Genomic DNA, 18,556 nt, shown 5'->3' with positions numbered 1-18,556 from the left:
CCGCTGCCCGAAGCACTGTGAAGACCACGGACCGGGCCGGCTCGACTGGGGGGTCCATGAGCGTGATGCCGACGCGCGGAAGAAGACGCGGGAGACGTACCGGAGGCCGTGGCCTGGCCGCGGGGGCCCTGCTGCTCGCGCTCGTCGCCTCCCTGACGGGCCAGTCCGCGACCGCGCTCGCGGCCCCGCCCGGACAGACCGCGCCGCCCGCACCGGCAGCCGCGGCCGCGCCCGCCGCCGAACCGGGCCCGGCGCCGGCCGCGAAGGCCGGGCCGCAGGCGCCGGCCGCGCCGGACCCCGAGGCCGCCGCCCGGGCGGCCGGTGCCCGCGCGCTGGAGGCCGCCGACGTGCCCGGGGCCTGCCCCGCGACCGTCGCACCGCACACCGTGGTGACCTGTTCCCTCGACAAGGGCGCGACCGCGTCGCTGGCGCTCTCGCCGGCGCTGCGGGCCGATCTCGTCCTGCTGCGGTTCGTCGCGGCCGAGAACGGGACGACGGTCCGGCTGGTCGCCCCGGACGGCACCACGGTGAACTGCCGGTCCGGCGCCGTCGGGGAGTGCCCCACCACCAAGGCCGGCACCTACACCCTGGTCGTCAGGAACGACGGCGAACGGCGGGGCGAGGTATCGCTGTCGTACGTCCCGCTGCTCTCCACCTCCGCCTGCCGGACCGTGGGCGCGGGTGACCGCACGCTCGGCGCACCCACCCGCTTCCGGGCGACGGTCGCGCCCCTCGCCGTCGGCGAGTGCTTCACGCTGGACCTGGCGTCCGGCGACGTGCTCCGCATGCACACGAACGGCATCTTCTCCACGGCGGTCTACGACGGCGTCGGCACCGCGGTGCCGTGCGCACCGCAGACCGGCACCAGCCACGTCGACTGCACGCTCACCGGACCGGCGCCCTTCCGGGCCGCCGTCACCAACCTCTCGGGCCCCTCCTACGACCTCTCCTTCGCGCGGCTCTCCCGCCCCGAGGGCTGCACGGTCGTGGAGCCGCTGGCCTTCGGTACGTCACCCGGCCTGGACTCCACCGTGCCCTGCCGCATCCTGCGGGCCCCGCAGTCCACCCGCTACACCTTCGGCCCCGTCACGTCCGCGTCCCACTACCCGCCGATGGGACAGCTCCTGTCGTCCGCCGGGCAGTGGGTGAACAACGACTGTGCGTTCGGCTCGTGCGAACTGGCCGCCGGCGACTACACGTGGACCAAGACCAACCAGATCCTGGACGCCACCCCGTTCGGCATGGAGTTCCACTCCTCCAGGGAGACCCGCGGGTGCACCCCCACCCACGACAACGGCATGGCCGCCGGGCCGGCCTCCGGCACGTTCGCGGGAGAGGGCCAGCAGCTCTGCCTGACCCTGCCGACCGCGACCGGCCAGGGCATCCACCTGCTCAACCAGAACCCCAGGGACGGCCTCCTGGCCGTGGTCAGGGACGCGACCGGCGCCGAGCAGTGCCGTATGAACGGCCCCTACGGCGACCGGTACGCGCTCTGCAGGCTGACCGGCACCGCGCCGTTCCGGGTCGTCCTCGACGGCACCCCGGCCTCGACCTACCGGCTCGTCGTCCACCGCACCGGTGAGCACACCGGGTGCGCCGCGTGGCCGCGGACCGGCTTCGACGGGACCTGGGGAGCCCAGGTCACCGCGGCCCCGCAGGCGTGCCTGAGCCTCCCCGCCGACCAGCACTCCACCGCCGAGATGATCGACTTCGTCGACGGGAGCAACGACCGGCTCGGCACGGTCCAGGTCGTCGACGCGACCGGCGCCGCCGCCTGCAGCGGCGGCGTACCCCTCAGCTGCCGGCTCACCCCCGGCGTCCCCTACGTCGCGATGGTCCTCCCCCATCAGGCCGCGACCCTCAAGATGGTCCGTCGCGACCTCTCGCCGACGGCCGCGTGCACCCCCGTGCCCGCGGGCACGGTCGGCGGCCCGTCGACCCCGGTCGAACTGCGCTCCACCCTGGACGCACGGTGCCTGCGGATCAGCGGCGCCGCGACGGACCGGTTCTGGCTGAACGACCGCATGCCCGGGCGCTACTCCAGCACCGACACGTCCACGTGGCTGACCGTCGTCGACGCCGAGGGCAGGGTCCTGTGCGCGCAGCTGCGCAGCGTCGCCTGCCGGGTGACGGGCTCGACCTCCTACGCGGCGGTCCTGTCCCCCTTCGCCTACGAGGACCGGCCCGTCCGCAGCGACCTGGACGTGTGGCGCGTGGGCACGGCCGCCGGCTGGGCCCCCGAGTGCACCGCCAACCGCGTCCCGGTGGGCGGGTTCCCCTTGCGCAACGGCGTGTTCTCGCAGACGAACACGGCACTGTGCGCCGTGGTCGACATGAAGCCCGACGAGTCCTTCTACGTCACGGGCATCACCGACACCACCAACCGCGAGGTCCCGGCGGTGAGCCTGCACAGTGCGCCGGAGTGGAACAGTGCGACGCCCACGTACCGGTGCGGCCAGAGGTGGAACGAGTTCAGCGCGGAGTGCGGCGTGGACCGTGAGGGGCAGGCCGCCGAGGCCGTCCTCATCCTGAGCCCCGCGCGGGTCGCCACCCCGGCCGTCTACAGCGTGCGCGCCGTCTGCGGCACGTGCTGGGCCCCCGGCATCGAGACGTTCACCTCGATCGGCCCGGCCACCAGCCCGGCCGGGACGCAGACCCAGGCCGTCCTGCGCGGCACCTCGCTCCGCATGGAGACGAAGGTGAAGCTGGCCCGCAGCGGCAGCGACAGGCAGCCGGTCCTGACCCCGGTCTCCGTCAGCGACGACCGCACCGCGCTGACGGTGCGGGTGGACACCGCCGGCCTGGAGCCCGGCGCGTACGACGTGGTGCTCGACGGGGTGGGCCACACCGACGGGGTGCCCTCCCAGGGCTACCTCCCCAAGGCGTACACCGTGACCGCCGAGGACACCACGGGCAAGGGCCGCTTCGTGCCGATCGCCCCCTCCCGCTTCCTGGACACCCGGGACGGCACCGGCGCCCCGAAGGGGCGGGTCGGGCCGGGCGGCGTCGTCACCCTCCAGGTCGGCGGCGTGAAGGGGATCCCGGCCTCCGGGGTCACCGCCGTGGTCATGAACGTCACCGCGGTCCAGCCCACCGAGGCGGGGCACGTGATGGTCTACCCGAACGGCCAGGCGCGGCCGTCGGTGTCGAACCTCAACTTCACGGCCGGGCAGATCGTGCCCAACCTGGTCACCGTCGCGGTGGTCAACGGCAAGGTGGACCTGCGCAACAACGCCGGGTCCGTCGATCTCATCGCCGACGTGACGGGCTACTACACCGACAAGGGCCCCGGGTCCGCGCTGAACCCGATCACACCCTCCCGGTTCCTGGACACCCGGGACGGCACCGGCGCGAAGCAGCAGCGCGTCGGGCCGGGCGGCGTCGTCACCCTCCAGGTCGCCGGCGTGAAGGGGATCCCGGCCAGCGGGGTCACCGCCGTGGTCATGAACGTCACTGCGGTCATGCCGACCGAGGCGGGGCACGTCAGCGTCTACCCCAACGGCCAGGCGGCCCCGGGCGTGTCGAACCTCAACTTCACCGCGGGGCAGATCGTCCCCAACCTGGTCACCGTCCCGGTGGTCAACGGCAAGGTGGACCTGCGCAACAACTCCGGATCGGTCGACCTCGTCGCCGACGTCACCGGCTACTACGCGGCGACCGGATCCACCTTCTCGGCGGCCGCACCGACCCGGCTCCTCGACACCCGGACCGGCCTCGGCGGCCACCCGGGCTCCCTGGGGAGCGGCGGCACGCTCCACCTCAAGGTGGCGGGCGTGGCCGGCGTACCGGCGACCGGTGTGACGGCCGTGGTCCTGAACGTCACGGTCACCGCACCCACCGAGGACAGCCACCTCGTGGTCTGGCCGCACGGAGTGGCCCGACCGGGTGCGTCGAACCTCAACTACCTTCGCGGGCAGACCGTTTCCAACCTGGTCATCGTCCCGGTGGTCGACGGTCAGGTGAGCTTCTACGGAGCGGCCGGCTCGCTCGACCTCATCGCCGACCTGAACGGCTACTTCGTGGGCTGATCCGGCCCCGTCCGCAAGGAGTCTGCCGCGCCGCCCGATGACGGGCGGCGCGGCAGACTCCTTCCGGCTCCGGCTCCGGCTCCCGGCTCAGCGGCGGCGCATGTCCGCCACGCGGGCGCGTTCGCCCTGCTGGGGTTCCGGCATCATGCCCGCGGCCCGCAGCTGGGCCGTAGGGCCGCCGCGGCGCTGGACCGGCAGGGGGGATTCGCGGCGCGGGCGCCGACCCTGCATCCCGTCCACCCCTCCTGCCGCGTTCCCGCCCGCCACGGTGATCTGCACTCCCTGGTCGGCCAGCGCCTGGAGCTCCGTGGCCGCCCGGTCGTCGTGCGGCGGGGGCTCGTCCGTGACGAGGCGGGTCATCACGTCCGTCGGCACGGTCTGGAACATGGTGTCCGTGCCGAGCTTCGTGTGGTCCGCCAGGACCACCACCTCGGCCGCGGCCTGCACCAGCGCCCGGTCGACGCTCGCCGACAGCATGTTGGACGTGGACAGCCCGCGCTCCGCGGTCAGGCCGCTGCCGGAGAGGAAGGCGCGCGAGACGCGCAGCCCCTGGAGGGACTGTTCGGCACCGCTCCCCACGAGGGCGTAGTTGGAGCCCCGCAGGGTGCCGCCGGTCATCACGACCTCGACCCGGTTGGCATGGGCCAGGGCCTGGGCGACGAGCAGCGAGTTGGTGACGACGGTCAGCCCGGGCACGCGGGCGAGCCGACGGGCCAGCTCCTGCGTCGTGGTGCCCGCGCCGACGACGACGGCCTCGCCCTCTTCGACGAGGCCGGCCGCGACATCGGCAATGGCGGTCTTCTCCGCCGTCGCGAGATGGGACTTTTGCGGAAAGCCGGACTCCCGCGTGAAACCGCCCGGCAAGACCGCACCGCCGTGTCGGCGGTCCAGGAGTCCTTCTGCCTCCAGCGCCCGCACGTCCCGCCGTACGGTCACTTCGGAGGTCTGGACGACGCGGGCGAGCTCCCGGAGCGACACCGCTCCGTTGGCCCGCACCATTTCGAGGATCAATTGGCGACGTTCTGCAGCGAACACGAAACTGACAGTAACCCCAACGACCATCTGCTTTCAGCTCTTTGCGCCGGAATTCCGAAGTTGTCCATACGGCGGGGCGACTAGTGGTATACGCAGCCCGAGGGTTGCGTGAACTTCTCACCACCGAGTGGCGCCCCGCCCCAAACCCCTTGCAGAGTAAGGCGGTTGGCCGAGCCTACGCCTCTTCGCCGGCCTTGCGGGTGTGGAGCTGGCGGGCGACTTCCGCGATCGAACCCGACAGCGAGGGGTACACGGTGAACGCTTTTGCGATCTGCTCGACCGTCAGGTTGTTGTCGACCGCGATCGAGATGGGATGGATCAGCTCGCTCGCCCGCGGGGAGACGACCACGCCGCCGACGACGATGCCGGTGCCCGGGCGGCAGAACAGCTTCACGAAGCCGTCCCGGATGCCCTGCATCTTGGCCCGCGGGTTGCGCAGCAGCGGGAGCTTCACCACACGGGCGTCGATCCTGCCCGCGTCCACGTCCGCCTGCGTGTAGCCGACGGTGGCGATCTCGGGGTCGGTGAAGACGTTGGAGGACACCGTCTTGAGGTTGAGCGGGGCCACCGCGTCGCCCAGGAAGTGGTACATCGCGATACGGCCCTGCATGGCCGCGACGGAGGCGAGCGCGAAGACGCCCGTGACGTCGCCCGCGGCGTACACGCCCGGGGCGGAGGTGCGCGAGACCTTGTCGGTCCAGATGTGCCCGGAGTCCTTGAGTCGGACCCCGGACTCCTCCAGGTTCATGTTCGCGGTGTTCGGGATCGCGCCGACGGCCATCAGGCAGTGGCTGCCCGTGAGGACCCGGCCGTCCGAGAGGGTGACCTCGACCCGGTCGCCCACCCGCTTGGCGGACTCGGCGCGCGAGCGGCCCACGACGTTCATGCCGCGGCGGCGGAAGACGTCCTCCAGGACGGCGGCGGCGTCGGGGTCCTCGCCCGGCAGCACCCGGTCGCGGGAGGACACGAGGGTCACCCGGGAACCGAGGGCCTGGTAGGCGCCGGCGAACTCGGCGCCGGTGACACCGGAGCCGACCACGATGAGCTCCTCGGGGAGCTCCTCCAGGTCGTAGACCTGCGTCCAGTTCAGGATGCGCTCGCCGTCGGGCTGGGCGTCGGGGATCTCGCGCGGGGTGCCGCCGGTGGCGATGAGGACGGCGTCCGCCGTCAGGATCGTCTCGGTGCCGTCGGCCGCGGTGACGATGACGTCCCGGGTGCCGTCGATGCCCTGCGGGCCGCCCAGCTTGCCGCGGCCGCGCATGACCTTGGCGCCGGCTCGCGTGACGGAGGCGGTGATGTCGTGCGACTGGGCGAGCGCGAGGCGCTTCACGCGCCGGTTCACCTTGCCGAGGTCCACGCCGACCACGCGCGCCGCCTGCTCGACGTGCGGGGTGTCGTCGGCGACGATGATCCCCAGCTCCTCGTAGGAGGAGTCGAAGGTGGTCATCACCTCGGCGGTCGCGATCAGGGTCTTGGAGGGCACGCAGTCGGTGAGGACCGAGGCCCCGCCGAGGCCGTCGCAGTCCACGACGGTCACCTCCGCGCCGAGCTGGGCGCCTACCAGCGCCGCCTCATACCCGCCGGGTCCGCCGCCGATGATCACGATCCGGGTCACGAAAAGTCCGCCTCACGTCTACCCGGCCGGCTGCCGCCCCGGCCGGCGTCCGGGGGGTCTCCCCGGGGGATGCATTCCGTGCTCCATTGTCCCGCACGCTTCAAGGTGCTTCGCGCCCGGTCCCCGCGCCGGGGCTCCGTCCGGGTGCACCCCCGCCTGGCACACCTCCACGGCCGCCCCTCCCGTACCCTCGACCTCATGTCGCTCTACGCCGCGTACGCCGGCAACCTCGACCCGCGGCTGATGACGCGCCGCGCCCCGCATTCGCCGCTGCGCGGCACGGGCTGGATCAACGACTGGCGGCTGACCTTCGGCGGCGAGCAGATGGGCTGGGAGGGCTCCCTCGCCACGATCGTCGAGGCGCCCCGGCACCAGGTCTTCGTCGCCCTCTACGACATCGCCCCGCTGGACGAGGACTCGATGGACCGCTGGGAGGGCGTGGGCCTCGACATCTACCGGCGCATGCGGATCCGGGTGCACACGCTGGACGGCGAGGAAGCCGCCTGGTGCTACGTGCTGAACGGTTACGAGGGCGGCCTGCCCTCGGCGCGCTACCTGGGCGAGATCGCGGACGCCGCCGAGTCCGCCGGGGCGCCGCACGACTACGTGATGGAGCTCCGCAAGCGCCCCTGCTGACCTCCCGCGGGGCGGTCCGGCCTTCGGGGACGACCACATCGCCGCAGGTCACGGCCGGTCCCGCCGGACATTTGGGCAGAACCGACAAGGCAACGATCCGAACACCGTGAGCTGTGCCATCTACGCGCGTAGGCAATGAGCGGCTACGCTCGTCTGCGTGAACGCATCTGTTACCGATCCCACCGCCGCCGCCGACGCCGCCGCAGCCCGCCTGCGGGAGCTCACCGGCGCCGAGACCCACGATGTCGCCCTCGTCATGGGCTCCGGCTGGGCCCCCGCCGCCGAGGCCCTGGGCGCCCCCGAGGCCGAGTTCCTCGTCACCGAGCTGCCCGGCTTCCCGCCGGCCGCCGTCGAAGGACACGGCGGCAAGGTCCGCTCGTACAAGATCGGCGACAAGCGCGCGCTGGTCTTCCTCGGCCGCACCCACTACTACGAGGGCCGCGGCGTCGCCGCCGTCGCCCACGGTGTCCGCACCGCCGTCGCCGCCGGCTGCAAGACCGTCGTGCTGACCAACGGCTGCGGCGGTCTGCGCCAGGGCATGCAGCCCGGCCAGCCGGTCCTGATCAGCGACCACATCAACATGACGGCCACCTCGCCGATCATCGGCGCGAACTTCGTGGACCTGACGAACCTGTACTCGCCGAAGCTGCGCGCGATGTGCAAGGACATCGACCCCTCCCTGGAGGAGGGCGTCTACGTCCAGTTCCCCGGCCCGCACTACGAGACCCCGGCCGAGATCAACATGATCCGCGTCATGGGCGCCGACCTGGTCGGCATGTCCACCGTGCTGGAGGCCATCGCCGCCCGCGAGGCCGGCGCCGAGGTGCTCGGCATCTCCCTGGTCACCAACCTGGCGGCCGGCATCTCCGGCGAGCCGCTGAACCACGAAGAGGTCCTCCAGGCCGGCCGTGACTCGGCCGCACGCATGGGCAAGCTGCTGACCCAGGTCCTCGCCCGCATCTGAGGCCCCGGGACCGTACGAGAGGTAAGGCGGAAGTAGTGCAGGAACAGGACGACCTGATCACCCGGGCGCAGGCCTGGCTGGCGGAGGACCCCGACCCGGAGACCGCGGCCGAGCTCGCCGCGCTCCTCGACGCGGGCGACACGGCGGAGCTCGCCGACCGGTTCTCCGGCACCCTGCAGTTCGGCACCGCCGGACTGCGCGGTGAGATCGGCGCGGGCCCGATGCGGATGAACCGCAGCGTGGTCATCCGGGCCGCGGCGGGCCTCGCGGCCTACCTGAAGGCCCAGGGCCACGCCGGCGGCCTGGTCGTCGTCGGCTACGACGCCCGCTACAAGTCGGCGGACTTCGCCCGCGACACCGCGGCCGTCATGACCGGCGCCGGGCTGCGCGCGGCCGTCCTGCCCCGCCCGCTGCCCACGCCCGTCCTCGCGTACGCCATAAGGCACCTGGGCGCCGTGGCCGGCGTCGAGGTGACCGCGAGCCACAACCCGCCCCGGGACAACGGCTACAAGGTCTACCTCGGCGACGGCTCGCAGATCGTCTCCCCGGCCGACACCGAGATCGCCGCGGAGATCGCCCGCGTCGGCGCGCTCGCCTCGGTCCCCCGCCCGGAATCCGGCTGGGAGGACCTCGGCGACGAGGTGCTGGAGGCCTACCTGGCCCGCACGGACGCCGTCCTGACCCCCGGCGGGCCGCGCGGCGTGCGGACCGTCTACACGGCGATGCACGGCGTCGGCAAGGACGTCGTGCTGGCGGCCTTCGCCCGGCACGGCTTCCCCGAGCCGGTCCTGGTCGCCGAGCAGGCCGAGCCCGACCCGGCCTTCCCGACCGTGGCGTTCCCGAACCCGGAGGAGCCGGGCGCGATGGACCTGGCCTTCGCGAAGGCCGCCGAGGCCGGCCCGGACATCGTCATCGCGAACGACCCGGACGCCGACCGCTGCGCGGTGGCCGTCCCCACCGCCGACGGCTGGCGGATGCTGCGCGGCGACGAGGTCGGCGCGCTGCTGGCGGCGCACCTCGTCCGCAAGGGCGCGACCGGTGTCTTCGCCGAGTCGATCGTGTCCTCCAGCCTGCTGGGCCGGATCGCGGAGGCCGCGGGCGTCGGCTACGAGGAGACCCTGACGGGCTTCAAGTGGATCGCCCGCGTCGAGGGCCTGCGCTACGGCTACGAGGAGGCGCTCGGCTACTGCGTGGACCCCGAGGGCGTCCGCGACAAGGACGGCGTCACCGCCGCCCTGCTGGTGGCCGAGCTGGCCTCGGAGCTGAAGGAGCAGGGCCGCACACTGAGCGACCTGCTGGACGACCTGGCGGTCGCCCACGGCCTGCACGCCACCGACCAGCTGTCGGTCCGCGTCTCCGACCTGTCGGTGATCGCCTCGGCGATGGCCGCGCTGCGCGCGGAGCCCCCGGCGTCGCTGGCGGGCCTGCGGGTGGTCTCCGCGGAGGACCTGGCCGAGGGCACGGAGTCGCTGCCGCCCACGGACGGCCTGCGCTACTACCTCGACGGTGCGTACAAGGCCCGGGTGATCTGCCGCCCGTCGGGCACGGAGCCCAAGCTGAAGTGCTACCTGGAGGTCGTCGTCCCGGTGGCCGGCGCCTCCGACCTGGCGGCGGCCCGGGTGACCGGCCAGGAGGTCCTGGACGCGATCAAGAAGGACCTCGCGGCGGCGATGGGCCTGTAACCCTTCGGCACGGACCGGCCTGACCCGCCCCGTCCGGCGAGTCCGGCCCCGACGGCCCCCGAGCCCCTGGCTCGGGGGCCGTCGACATGTCCCGGGCTCTGCCCGGACCCGCGCCTCAATCGCCGGCGAGGCTGAATGTTCAGCCGCGCCGGGTCAGCTCGGCGAGGCGGAGGGGCGGACGATCTCGCCCAGCGTCGGCACCGACTCCGGCCGTGAGCGGACCGCGTCGGTGCACTCCCAGGCCCGCGGCGGATCGGCGTCCGGCCCGCCCAGGACCACCGGCCCCGGCCCGGCCGACACCGCGTCGCTGCCGGCCATCGTGCACACGATCTGCGACAGCGCGACCGGCGGCAGGTCCTCGGGCTTGCGGCTGAGCCGCACCGTGCCCGCCGGGTCGCCGGGCCGCGGCACGCCCGCCGTCAGTCCGGCCGGGACCCCGGTCGAGAAGCCCGCGTCCCGTTCCTCCGCCGACACCGGCCGCTCCAGCGCCTCCAGCAGCGCCTGCGCGGCCTGCACGGCGGGGTCCCGTACGGCGCCCTTCTCGGGCATCGGGACCACCCGCTCGACCCCGACCAGCTGCGAGCCGCAGACCAGCTCCACCGTGGCCCGGAAGCCCGCGGCCGTCTGGCCGCCCGGCACCGCCGGGGTGTCGCACGAGACCCGGGAGGGCGCCGCGCCCACGTCCACCGGCACGGTCGTCGCCCGGATCCCGCAGCCGGAGGCCGCGAGCAGCGCGACGCCGACGAGGGGGACCAGCACGGCCGGAGCCGTCCGCCGGGACCTACGCATCCTGCTCACCCGCGATCACCCTCCCCACGTCCACCGGCAGCCGCAGGGTGAACAGCGCACCGCCGCCCTCCACGTTCGCCGCGGTGATGTCGCCGCCGTGGATGTGCGCGTTCTCCACGGCGATCGACAGGCCGAGCCCGCTGCCGTCCGACTTCGGGCGGGACGCGCTGGCCTTGTAGAAGCGGTCGAAGACGTGCGGCAGGACCTCCTCGGGGATGCCCGGGCCGTTGTCCTGGACCGCGATGACCAGCCACTCGCCCTCGACGGACACCGACACCCGCACCGGCGAGCCGCCGTGCTTGAGGGCGTTGCCGATCAGGTTGGCGAGGATGACGTCGAGCCGGCGCGGGTCCAGGCGCGCCATGATGTCGCGCTCGGCGTCGAGTTCGACGGCGTCGAGCCAGGCGCGCGCGTCGATGCAGGCGGTGACCTGGTCGGCCACGTTGACGTCGTCCAGCACCAGCTTGGCCGTGCCCGCGTCGAAGCGGGTGACCTCCATCAGGTTCTCCACCAGGTCGTTCAGTCGCCGGGTCTCGCTGACGACCAGGCCGACGGCCGGCGCGATCATCGGGTCGAGGTCGTCGACCTCCTCCTCCAGCACCTCGGCGACGGCTGTCAGGGCGGTGAGCGGCGTGCGCAGTTCGTGCGACATGTCGGCGACGAAGCGGCGGCTGGACTCCTCCCGGGCGCTCATGTCCGCGACCTTCTTCTCCAGCGCCTCGGCCGTCTTGTTGAAGGTGTGCGACAGGTCGGCGAGCTCGTCGGTGCCGGACACCTCCAGCCGGTGGTCGAGTTCGCCCTCGCCGAGCCGGCGGGCGGCGTCGCCCAGCCGCTGGACGGGCTTGAGGACCGTACGGGCGGCGGCCTGCGCCAGCAGCGCCGAACCGAGCAGGGCGAGGCCGGTGGCGATGGTCAGCGACCAGGCCAGCGCGTTCAGGTCGTCCCGCTCCTGGGCGAGGGACTTGTACATGTAGCCGGTCGGCCCGCCGCCCACGATCCGGGTCCCGCCGACGAGGTAGGGGTTGCCGCGCGGCTTCGTGCGCTGCCAGTACATGTGGTACTCGGCGTCGTTGGCGGCGGTGGTCTTCTGACGGTCGTTCACCGCGTGCTGCAGGGACTTCGGCACGTCGGTCAGCCGGAAGTTGTCCGGCCCGGCCGCGCCGTACATCAGGCGGTTGTCCTTGCCGGTGTCGACGAGCAGCACGCTGTAGCCGGGGCTGCTGCCCGCCATCAGCTCGGCGGTGCGCTGCAGCTCCTCGGGCGTCGGGTCGGCGGGCAGTGCGGCGGCGCGGTTCTGCATCTCCTGCCGGAAGTCGCCGAGGGCGGCTTCCTGGACACGGGTGAGCACCGCCTCGCGGTTGAGCCAGTAGGCGATCGCGGAGGCGGAGACGGCGGCGGTCAGCGCGACCAGCGCGAAGACGACGAGGAGCCGCAGCCGCAGGCTGGTCCAGCGCCGGCCCGCGAGCAACGAGCGGATCACTGCGGGGAGTCCAGGCGGTATCCGACGCCCCGGACCGTGCGGATCAGGGTGGGCGAGGAGGGGACGTCCTCGACCTTGGCGCGCAGGCGCTGGACGCAGGCGTCGACGAGCCGCGAGTCGCCGAGGTAGTCGTGCTCCCAGACCAGGCGCAGCAGTTGCTGGCGTGACAGGGCCTGCCCGGGCCGGCGGCTCAGTTCGAGCAGCAGCCGCAGCTCGGTCGGGGTGAGCTGGAGGTCCTCGCCGTTCTTCGTCACCGTCATGGCGGCCCGGTCGATGACCAGGGAGCCGAAGCTCGCGGAGTCGCTGGACTCGCGCTCGCCGCGGCGCAGCACGGCGCGGATGCGCGCGTCGAGGACCCGGCCCTGCACGGGCTTGACGACGTAGTCGTCGGCCCCGGACTCCAGGCCGACGACGACATCGATGTCGTCGCTGCGCGCGGTGAGCAGGATGATCGGCAGCTGGTCGGTGCGCCGGATCCGCCGGCACACCTCGAAGCCGTCGATCCCGGGCAGCATCACGTCCAGCACGATCAGATCCGGCCGCTGCTCGCGCAGCAGTTTCAGGCCGTCCTCGCCCGTCGCCGCGGTGGCCACACGGTGGCCCTGGCGGGACAGGGAGAGTTCGAGGGCCGTGCGGATGGCGTCGTCGTCCTCGATCAGCAACAGGAAAGGCACGGGCTCATTCTGACCCATCGGCCGTCGGGAGTTCGACCGTCGGGGGGAGGGGATCGCCACCACGTCGGAGCGTGGGCCGCGCGGGGCCGCTGTGACAGTGCTGTGACAGTCGACGGACACCCCGGTTATGTCGGCGCGGCAGTCTTCTAGGCAACGCACAGCGAACCGAAGCAGACACACTCCACGACGGGGGGCGCGAGATGAACACGCTGCACAGCACCAGCACCGGCGCGGTTGTCACGCGGCTGCACGATGTGAACCGCCGGGCGGGTGTCCGTTCGGTGGCGGTCTCCCGGCCCCGGCCGGCCCACGTCGTAGCCATTGACGCACACCAGTACCAGGCGGTTCCCGCCCAGCCGACCCCGTCCTCCACGTCCGAGGCCGAGTTCACGGCGTACGTCCAGGAGCGACGGGCCGCGCTGTACGCGACGGCCTTCCACCTCACGGGCGACCGCTACGAGGCCGAGGACCTGCTGCAGAGCGCGCTGTTCTCCACGTACCGCGCCTGGGACCGGATCAGCGACAAGGCGGCCGTCGGCGGCTACCTGCGCCGCACGATGACGAACCTGCACATCAGCGCCTGGCGCCGGCGGAAGCTGAACGAGTACCCGACCGAGGAGCTGCCGGAGACGGCCTCCGACACGGACGCGATGCGCGGTACGGAGCTGCGCGCGGTGCTGTGGCAGGCGCTGACCCGGATCCCGGAGCCGCAGCGCACGATGCTGGTGCTGCGCTACTACGAGGGCCGCACGGACCCGGAGATCGCGGAGATCCTCGGGATCAGCGTCGGCACCGTGAAGTCGAGCATCTGGCGCTCGCTGCGCCGCCTGCGGGAGGACGAGGCGCTGAGCTTCGGCCGTGACGAGGCGGAGTCGTTCGAGGAGCTCGTCGCCTGACGGCGGCGGATGGACCACCCCGGCCACGGGGGACCGTCTTGCGGGGGTGAGACGGCGGCCAACAGGGGTAGACGCGCGGGGTCGGTCGGCCGGGGGTCCGACCGACCCCGCGCACCTTTTTCAGGTACGGGGGGACGACGTCACGCGGCGGCGGTGCTCGCCGAGCGGTGACGGCCGGCGGCGGCCGCCGCGAGACGGCCGAGGGCCTCGTCGCGGCCGCAGGCGTGGGCGCCCAGCGCGACGTGCCGGGCGACGATCCCGCGCTCGGCGCGCATCAGGCGCCAGCCGCGGCGGATCAGGAACAGGACGGACTTGCGGCCTTCGCGCAGGTCGCGTGCCAGCCGGCGGCGGAAGGTCGTGGACGGCCGCCCCCGCAGGCAGATCGCGTCGGCGAGCAGCCCCAGTTCCTGGCAGCGGGCGGCTATGTCCGCGGCGAAGATGCCCTCCGCGATGAACAGCGGGGTGCGGGCGATGTCGAGAGTGTCCCAGCCGGTGCGGGAGCTGGTGGAGATGTTGTAGACCGGCACGTCGGTCCGCCCCGCGGCGCAGAGCTGCGCGATGGCGGCGACCGCGGCGTCGGCGTCCCACGACAGCGGGGAGTCCCAGTCGATGTCGGAGCTGCCCTCCACCAGCGGGAGGGTCGGGTCCTCGCACTCCTTGTAGAAGTCGTCGAGGCGCAGGACGGGCAGCCCTGAGCGGGCGGCCAGCGAGGATTTTCCGGAGCCCGACGGACCGGTCAGCAGGACGACACGGGTCGGCGAAGGAGAGGAGGAGCTCACGGGACACCAGTCTGAACCATTCCCCCGGGTAGGGGATCCTCCCGGTGGCCGGTTGGTGTCCAGGAACACACCTCCACTACGCTGCGTGCGCACGCGAACACGACCTCAGGCGGGATCCTCATGGCACGTCACGCAAGCCCTTCGACACCGAACCGGCTCCGCAGCGCGGGCCTGACCCTCTCGATGGCCGGCGCGGCCCTGGCGATGGCCGCGGGGGGTGCGCAGGCCGGGGAGCTGGACGTCCCGGCGGCCCTGGCGGGGGTCACGGACCCGATCGCGAACCTCAAGGTGAACCCGCTCGCGCACACCGGGGTGGACCCGCTGGACAACGGCGTCGCGACGAAGGTCGCGGACTTCCCGGCGGTGGGCACGACGGCGGTGACGGGGATCCTCACGCAGGGCCCGTCGGTGGGCGAGCTCCCGACGGCGGCGGCCTCCTCACTGCTGGGCCCCCTGACCGCCCGCTGAGGCCCCGCCCGGCGAGTGAGCCGAAGGCGGCGCGTCGGCGAAGGCGGCATCGGCGCCGCCGGAGGCGAACCGAGCCGGCGAAAGAGAAGGGCCCCGGCAGCGCGGGGGACGCTGCCGGGGCCGTTCCTTGCGGCGGGGGTCCTAGTAGGACGAGCCGCCCGCGCCCAGCGACCCGGTGGGGTGCCAGACCGTCTTGGTCTCCAGGAACGCCGTCATGCGGGACGTGCCCGGGTCCGCGCTCCAGTCGTCCACAGGCTGTGGACGCAGGACGCGCTTGAGGTTGTCGGCGGCCGCGATCTCCAGCTCCTTGGCGAGCGCCGTGTCGGCGCCGGCCAGGTCGATGGCGTTGACGTCCTGGTGCGAGGCCAGGTGCGGGCCCATCTCGGAGGCCTTGCCCGACAGGATGTTGACGACGCCGCCCGGCAGGTCGGAGGTGGCCAGCACCTCGCCGAGGGAGAGCGCCGGCAGCGGCGACTTCTCGGAGGCGATGACGACGGCGGTGTTGCCCGTCGCGATGACCGGGGCGATCACCGACACCAGGCCCAGGAACGAGGAGTCCTGCGGGGCCACGACGGTGACGACACCGGTCGGCTCGGGGGTGGAGAGGTTGAAGAACGGGCCCGCGACCGGGTTGGCCCCGCCCACGATCTGGCCGATCTTGTCGGTCCAGCCCGCGTACCAGACCCAGCGGTCGATGGCCGCGTCGACGACGGCGGCCGCCTTCGACTTGGACAGGCCCTCGGCCTCGCCGACCTCGCGGACGAACTGCTCGCGGCGGCCCTCCAGCATCTCGGCGATGCGGTAGAGGATCTGGCCGCGGTTGTAGGCGGTGGCGCCGGACCAGCCGCCGAAGGCCTTGCGGGCCGCGACGACGGCGTCACGCGCGTCCTTGCGGGACGACAGCGGGGCGTTGGCCAGCCACTTGCCCTTGGAGTCGCTCACCTCGTACACCCGGCCGCTCTCGGAGCGGGGGAACTTGCCCCCGACGTACAGCTTGTAGGTCTTGAAGACGGTCAGGCGTGCAGGCGCCGCCGAGGAATCAGACATCGAGGTAGGCCTCCAGACCGTGGCGGCCGCCCTCGCGGCCGAAGCCCGACTCCTTGTAGCCGCCGAAGGGCGAGGTCGGGTCGAACTTGTTGAAGGTGTTGGCCCACACCACTCCGGCGCGGAGCTGGTTCGCGACGGCGAGGATGCGCGAGCCCTTCTCCGTCCAGATGCCGGCGGACAGGCCGTACTGGCTGTTGTTGGCCTTGGCTACGGCCTCGCCGGGCGTGCGGAAGGTCAGCACGGACAGCACCGGGCCGAAGATCTCGTCGCGGGCGACGGTGTGCGCCTGGGTGACGTTCGTGAAGAGCGTCGGGGCGAACCAGTAGCCGGAGGACGGCAGCTCGCACGCCGGGGACCAGCGCTCGGCGCCCTCGGCCTCGCCGGTCTCGGCGAGCGCGGTGATCCGGGCGAGCTGCTCGGCGGAGTTGATCGCGCCGATGTCGGTGTTCTTGTCGAGCGGGTCGCCCAGGCGCAACGTGGACAGCCGGCGCTTGAGGGAGTCCAGCAGCTCGTCGTGGATCGACTCCTGGACCAGGAGGCGGGAGCCCGCGCAGCAGACCTGGCCCTGGTTGAAGAAGATGCCGGTGACGATGCCCTCGACGGCCTGGTCGATGGGGGCGTCGTCGAAGACGATGTTGGCGCCCTTGCCGCCGAGCTCCAGGGTGACCTTCTTGTCGGTGCCGGCGATCGAACGGGCGATGGCCTTGCCGACGGCGGTGGAGCCGGTGAAGGCCACCTTGTCGACGTCCGGGTGCTCGACGAGGGCCGCGCCCGCGTCGCCGTAGCCGGTGAGGATGTTGACGACGCCCTTGGGCAGCCCGGCCTGGCGGCAGATGTCCGCGAAGAACAGCGCGGACAGCGGGGTGGTCTCGGCCGGCTTCAGCACGACGGTGTTGCCGGCGGCGAGGGCCGGGGCGATCTTCCACGCGAGCATGAGCAGCGGGAAGTTCCAGGGGATGACCTGGCCGGCGACGCCCAGCGGGCGCGGGTTCGGGCCGTAGCCCGCGTGGTCGAGCTTGTCGGCCCAGCCCGCGTAGTAGAAGAAGTGGGCGGCGACCAGGGGGAGGTCCGCGTCGCGGGTCTCCTTGATCGGCTTGCCGTTGTCCAGGGTCTCCAGGACGGCGAGCTCGCGGCTGCGCTCCTGGATGATCCGGGCGATGCGGAAGAGGTACTTGGCGCGCTCGGAGCCGGGCAGCGCGGACCACTTCTCGAAGGCCTTGCGGGCGGCCTTCACGGCGCGGTCCACATCGGCGGCGCCCGCCTGGGCGACCTCGGAGAGGACCTCCTCCGAGGAGGGGGAGACGGTCTTGAAGACCTTGCCGTCGGCGGCGTCGGTGAACTCGCCGTCGATGAAGAGCCCGTAGGAGGGGGCGATGTCGACGACCGAGCGGGACTCGGGGGCCGGTGCGTACTCGAAGAGGGATGCCATGGTGATCAGTCCACCGTCACGTAGTCGGGACCGGAGTAACGGCCGGTGCTCAGCTTCTGGCGCTGCATCAGCAGGTCGTTGAGCAGGCTGGAGGCGCCGAAGCGGAACCACTCGTTGGTCAGCCAGTCCTCGCCCACGGTCTCGTTGACCAGGACCAGGAACTTGAGGGCGTCCTTGGTGGTGCGGATGCCGCCGGCCGGCTTCACGCCGATCTGGATCCCGGTCTGCGCCCTGAAGTCGCGGACGGCTTCCAGCATGAGCAGGGTGTTCGCGGGCGTGGCGTTGACGCCGACCTTGCCCGTCGAGGTCTTGATGAAGTCGGCGCCCGCGAGCATGCCGATCCAGGAGGCGCGGCGGATGTTGTCGTAGGTCGACAGCTCGCCGGTCTCGAAGATGACCTTGAGGCGGGCGGAGGTGCCGTCGGCGCGGACGCAGGCCTCCTTGACGGCCTTGATCAGCTCGTACGTCTCCAGGTAGCGGCCGGCGAGGAAGGCGCCACGGTCGATGACCATGTCGATCTCGTCGGCACCGGCGGCGACGGCGTCGCGGGTGTCCGCGAGCTTGACCGGGAGGGCGGCGCGGCCGGCCGGGAAGGCGGTGGCCACGGAGGCGACCTTGACGTCGGCGCCGTTCAGGGCGGCCTTGGCGGTCGCCACCATGTCGGGGTAGACGCAGACGGCGGCCGTCATCGGGGTGGTGCGGTCGGTCGGATCGGGATGGACGGCCTTGGCGGAGAGCGCCCGGACCTTGCCCGGGGTGTCCGCGCCTTCCAGCGTCGTCAGGTCGATCATCGAGATGGCCAGGTCGATGGCGTACGCCTTGGCCGTCGTCTTGATCGAACGGGTGCCGAGCGAGGCCGCGCGGGCCTCCAGACCGACAGTGTCGACGCCGGGCAGCCCGTGCAGGAAGCGGCGCAGCGCACTGTCGGACGTCGTCACGTCAGCGAATGCGGTGAGGGTGGTGGGCATGGTCACCAGATGAGCATATCTACGCGCGTAGCGACCTGTCACCCCCCGCCGGTGCACATCTGTGCG

General features: G+C 72.6%; 15 protein-coding genes. 6 read left to right on the top strand and 9 right to left on the bottom strand.

Going from position 1 to position 18,556, the window contains the following annotated elements; all coding sequences use genetic code 11:
* Nucleotides 1-56: 56 nt before the first annotated feature.
* Nucleotides 57-4,028, top strand: coding sequence for a hypothetical protein (locus ACPU2J_RS21350; protein ID WP_420079806.1), 3,972 nt, complete (start codon nt 57-59; stop codon nt 4,026-4,028).
* 87 nt (nt 4,029-4,115) lie between these two features.
* Here ACPU2J_RS21350 and ACPU2J_RS21345 read toward each other — a convergent pair whose 3' ends face one another.
* Together ACPU2J_RS21345 and ACPU2J_RS21340 are read right to left on the bottom strand one after the other, a co-directional pair.
* A complete protein-coding gene (locus ACPU2J_RS21345; protein WP_361590809.1) occupies nt 4,116-5,063 on the bottom strand; it encodes a DeoR/GlpR family DNA-binding transcription regulator in 948 nt (315 codons plus the stop codon).
* A gap of 175 nt (nt 5,064-5,238) precedes the next feature.
* Nucleotides 5,239-6,678 (bottom strand): NAD(P)H-quinone dehydrogenase, encoded by a 1,440-nt coding sequence (locus tag ACPU2J_RS21340; protein ID WP_365069907.1) that lies wholly within the window; start codon nt 6,676-6,678, stop codon nt 5,239-5,241.
* 198 nt (nt 6,679-6,876) lie between these two features.
* Here ACPU2J_RS21340 and ACPU2J_RS21335 point away from each other — a divergent pair, with 198 nt between their 5' ends.
* From ACPU2J_RS21335 to ACPU2J_RS21325, 3 genes are all read left to right on the top strand, one after another.
* Nucleotides 6,877-7,314: a gamma-glutamylcyclotransferase gene (locus ACPU2J_RS21335; RefSeq protein WP_030822886.1), complete on the top strand. Its 438-nt coding sequence runs from the start codon at nt 6,877-6,879 to the stop codon at nt 7,312-7,314.
* 157 nt (nt 7,315-7,471) lie between these two features.
* Nucleotides 7,472-8,278, top strand: coding sequence for a purine-nucleoside phosphorylase (locus ACPU2J_RS21330; RefSeq protein WP_360876639.1), 807 nt, complete (start codon nt 7,472-7,474; stop codon nt 8,276-8,278).
* A gap of 35 nt (nt 8,279-8,313) precedes the next feature.
* A complete protein-coding gene (locus ACPU2J_RS21325) occupies nt 8,314-9,960 on the top strand; it encodes a phospho-sugar mutase (RefSeq protein ID WP_420079808.1) in 1,647 nt (548 codons plus the stop codon).
* A gap of 153 nt (nt 9,961-10,113) precedes the next feature.
* On the opposite strand, the gene ACPU2J_RS21320 is transcribed toward ACPU2J_RS21325, so the two are convergent.
* Genes ACPU2J_RS21320 through afsQ1 form a run of 3 tightly spaced genes read right to left on the bottom strand, consistent with a single transcriptional unit; the run spans nt 10,114 to nt 12,903 of the window.
* A complete protein-coding gene (locus ACPU2J_RS21320; protein ID WP_420082370.1) occupies nt 10,114-10,749 on the bottom strand; it encodes a hypothetical protein in 636 nt (211 codons plus the stop codon).
* Nucleotides 10,742-12,229 carry a sensor histidine kinase gene (locus tag ACPU2J_RS21315; protein ID WP_361590815.1) on the bottom strand — a complete coding sequence of 496 codons (1,488 nt, stop codon included), beginning with the start codon at nt 12,227-12,229 and terminating at the stop codon, nt 10,742-10,744. Before ACPU2J_RS21315 ends, ACPU2J_RS21320 begins: the two co-directional genes overlap by 8 nt.
* Nucleotides 12,226-12,903, bottom strand: coding sequence for a two-component system response regulator AfsQ1 (gene afsQ1, locus ACPU2J_RS21310; protein ID WP_063754818.1), 678 nt, complete (start codon nt 12,901-12,903; stop codon nt 12,226-12,228). Before afsQ1 ends, ACPU2J_RS21315 begins: the two co-directional genes overlap by 4 nt.
* Before the next feature lie 200 nt (nt 12,904-13,103).
* On the opposite strand from afsQ1, the gene ACPU2J_RS21305 reads away from it, so the two are divergent.
* Entirely contained in the window at nt 13,104-13,799 is a 696-nt protein-coding gene (locus ACPU2J_RS21305) for a SigE family RNA polymerase sigma factor (protein WP_361590816.1), read from the top strand.
* Between the two features lie 140 nt (nt 13,800-13,939).
* On the opposite strand, the gene ACPU2J_RS21300 is transcribed toward ACPU2J_RS21305, so the two are convergent.
* Nucleotides 13,940-14,647 (bottom strand): uridine kinase family protein, encoded by a 708-nt coding sequence (locus ACPU2J_RS21300; RefSeq protein ID WP_423834991.1) that lies wholly within the window; start codon nt 14,645-14,647, stop codon nt 13,940-13,942.
* Between the two features lie 51 nt (nt 14,648-14,698).
* Here ACPU2J_RS21300 and ACPU2J_RS21295 point away from each other — a divergent pair, with 51 nt between their 5' ends.
* On the top strand, nt 14,699-15,046 hold the full coding sequence (locus tag ACPU2J_RS21295; RefSeq protein WP_420079809.1) for a hypothetical protein: 348 nt from the start codon (nt 14,699-14,701) through the stop codon (nt 15,044-15,046).
* Nucleotides 15,047-15,187: 141 nt separating this feature from the next.
* Here ACPU2J_RS21295 and ACPU2J_RS21290 read toward each other — a convergent pair whose 3' ends face one another.
* The 3 genes from ACPU2J_RS21290 to deoC are packed head-to-tail and all read right to left on the bottom strand — an operon-like array spanning nt 15,188 to nt 18,490.
* Nucleotides 15,188-16,093, bottom strand: coding sequence for an aldehyde dehydrogenase family protein (locus tag ACPU2J_RS21290; protein ID WP_361590820.1), 906 nt, complete (start codon nt 16,091-16,093; stop codon nt 15,188-15,190).
* Nucleotides 16,086-17,522 (bottom strand): aldehyde dehydrogenase family protein, encoded by a 1,437-nt coding sequence (locus ACPU2J_RS21285; protein WP_420079810.1) that lies wholly within the window; start codon nt 17,520-17,522, stop codon nt 16,086-16,088. Before ACPU2J_RS21285 ends, ACPU2J_RS21290 begins: the two co-directional genes overlap by 8 nt.
* Nucleotides 17,523-17,527: 5 nt before the next feature.
* Nucleotides 17,528-18,490 carry a deoxyribose-phosphate aldolase gene (gene deoC / locus ACPU2J_RS21280; protein ID WP_420082372.1) on the bottom strand — a complete coding sequence of 321 codons (963 nt, stop codon included), beginning with the start codon at nt 18,488-18,490 and terminating at the stop codon, nt 17,528-17,530.
* Nucleotides 18,491-18,556 lie beyond the last annotated feature (66 nt).

It is taken from the genome of Streptomyces manipurensis (assembly GCF_049570255.1).
GTDB classification, from domain to species: domain Bacteria; phylum Actinomycetota; class Actinomycetes; order Streptomycetales; family Streptomycetaceae; genus Streptomyces; species Streptomyces manipurensis.
The sequence above is the reverse complement of the archived record's forward strand: the minus strand, read 5'-3'. Positions and strand labels throughout refer to the sequence as shown.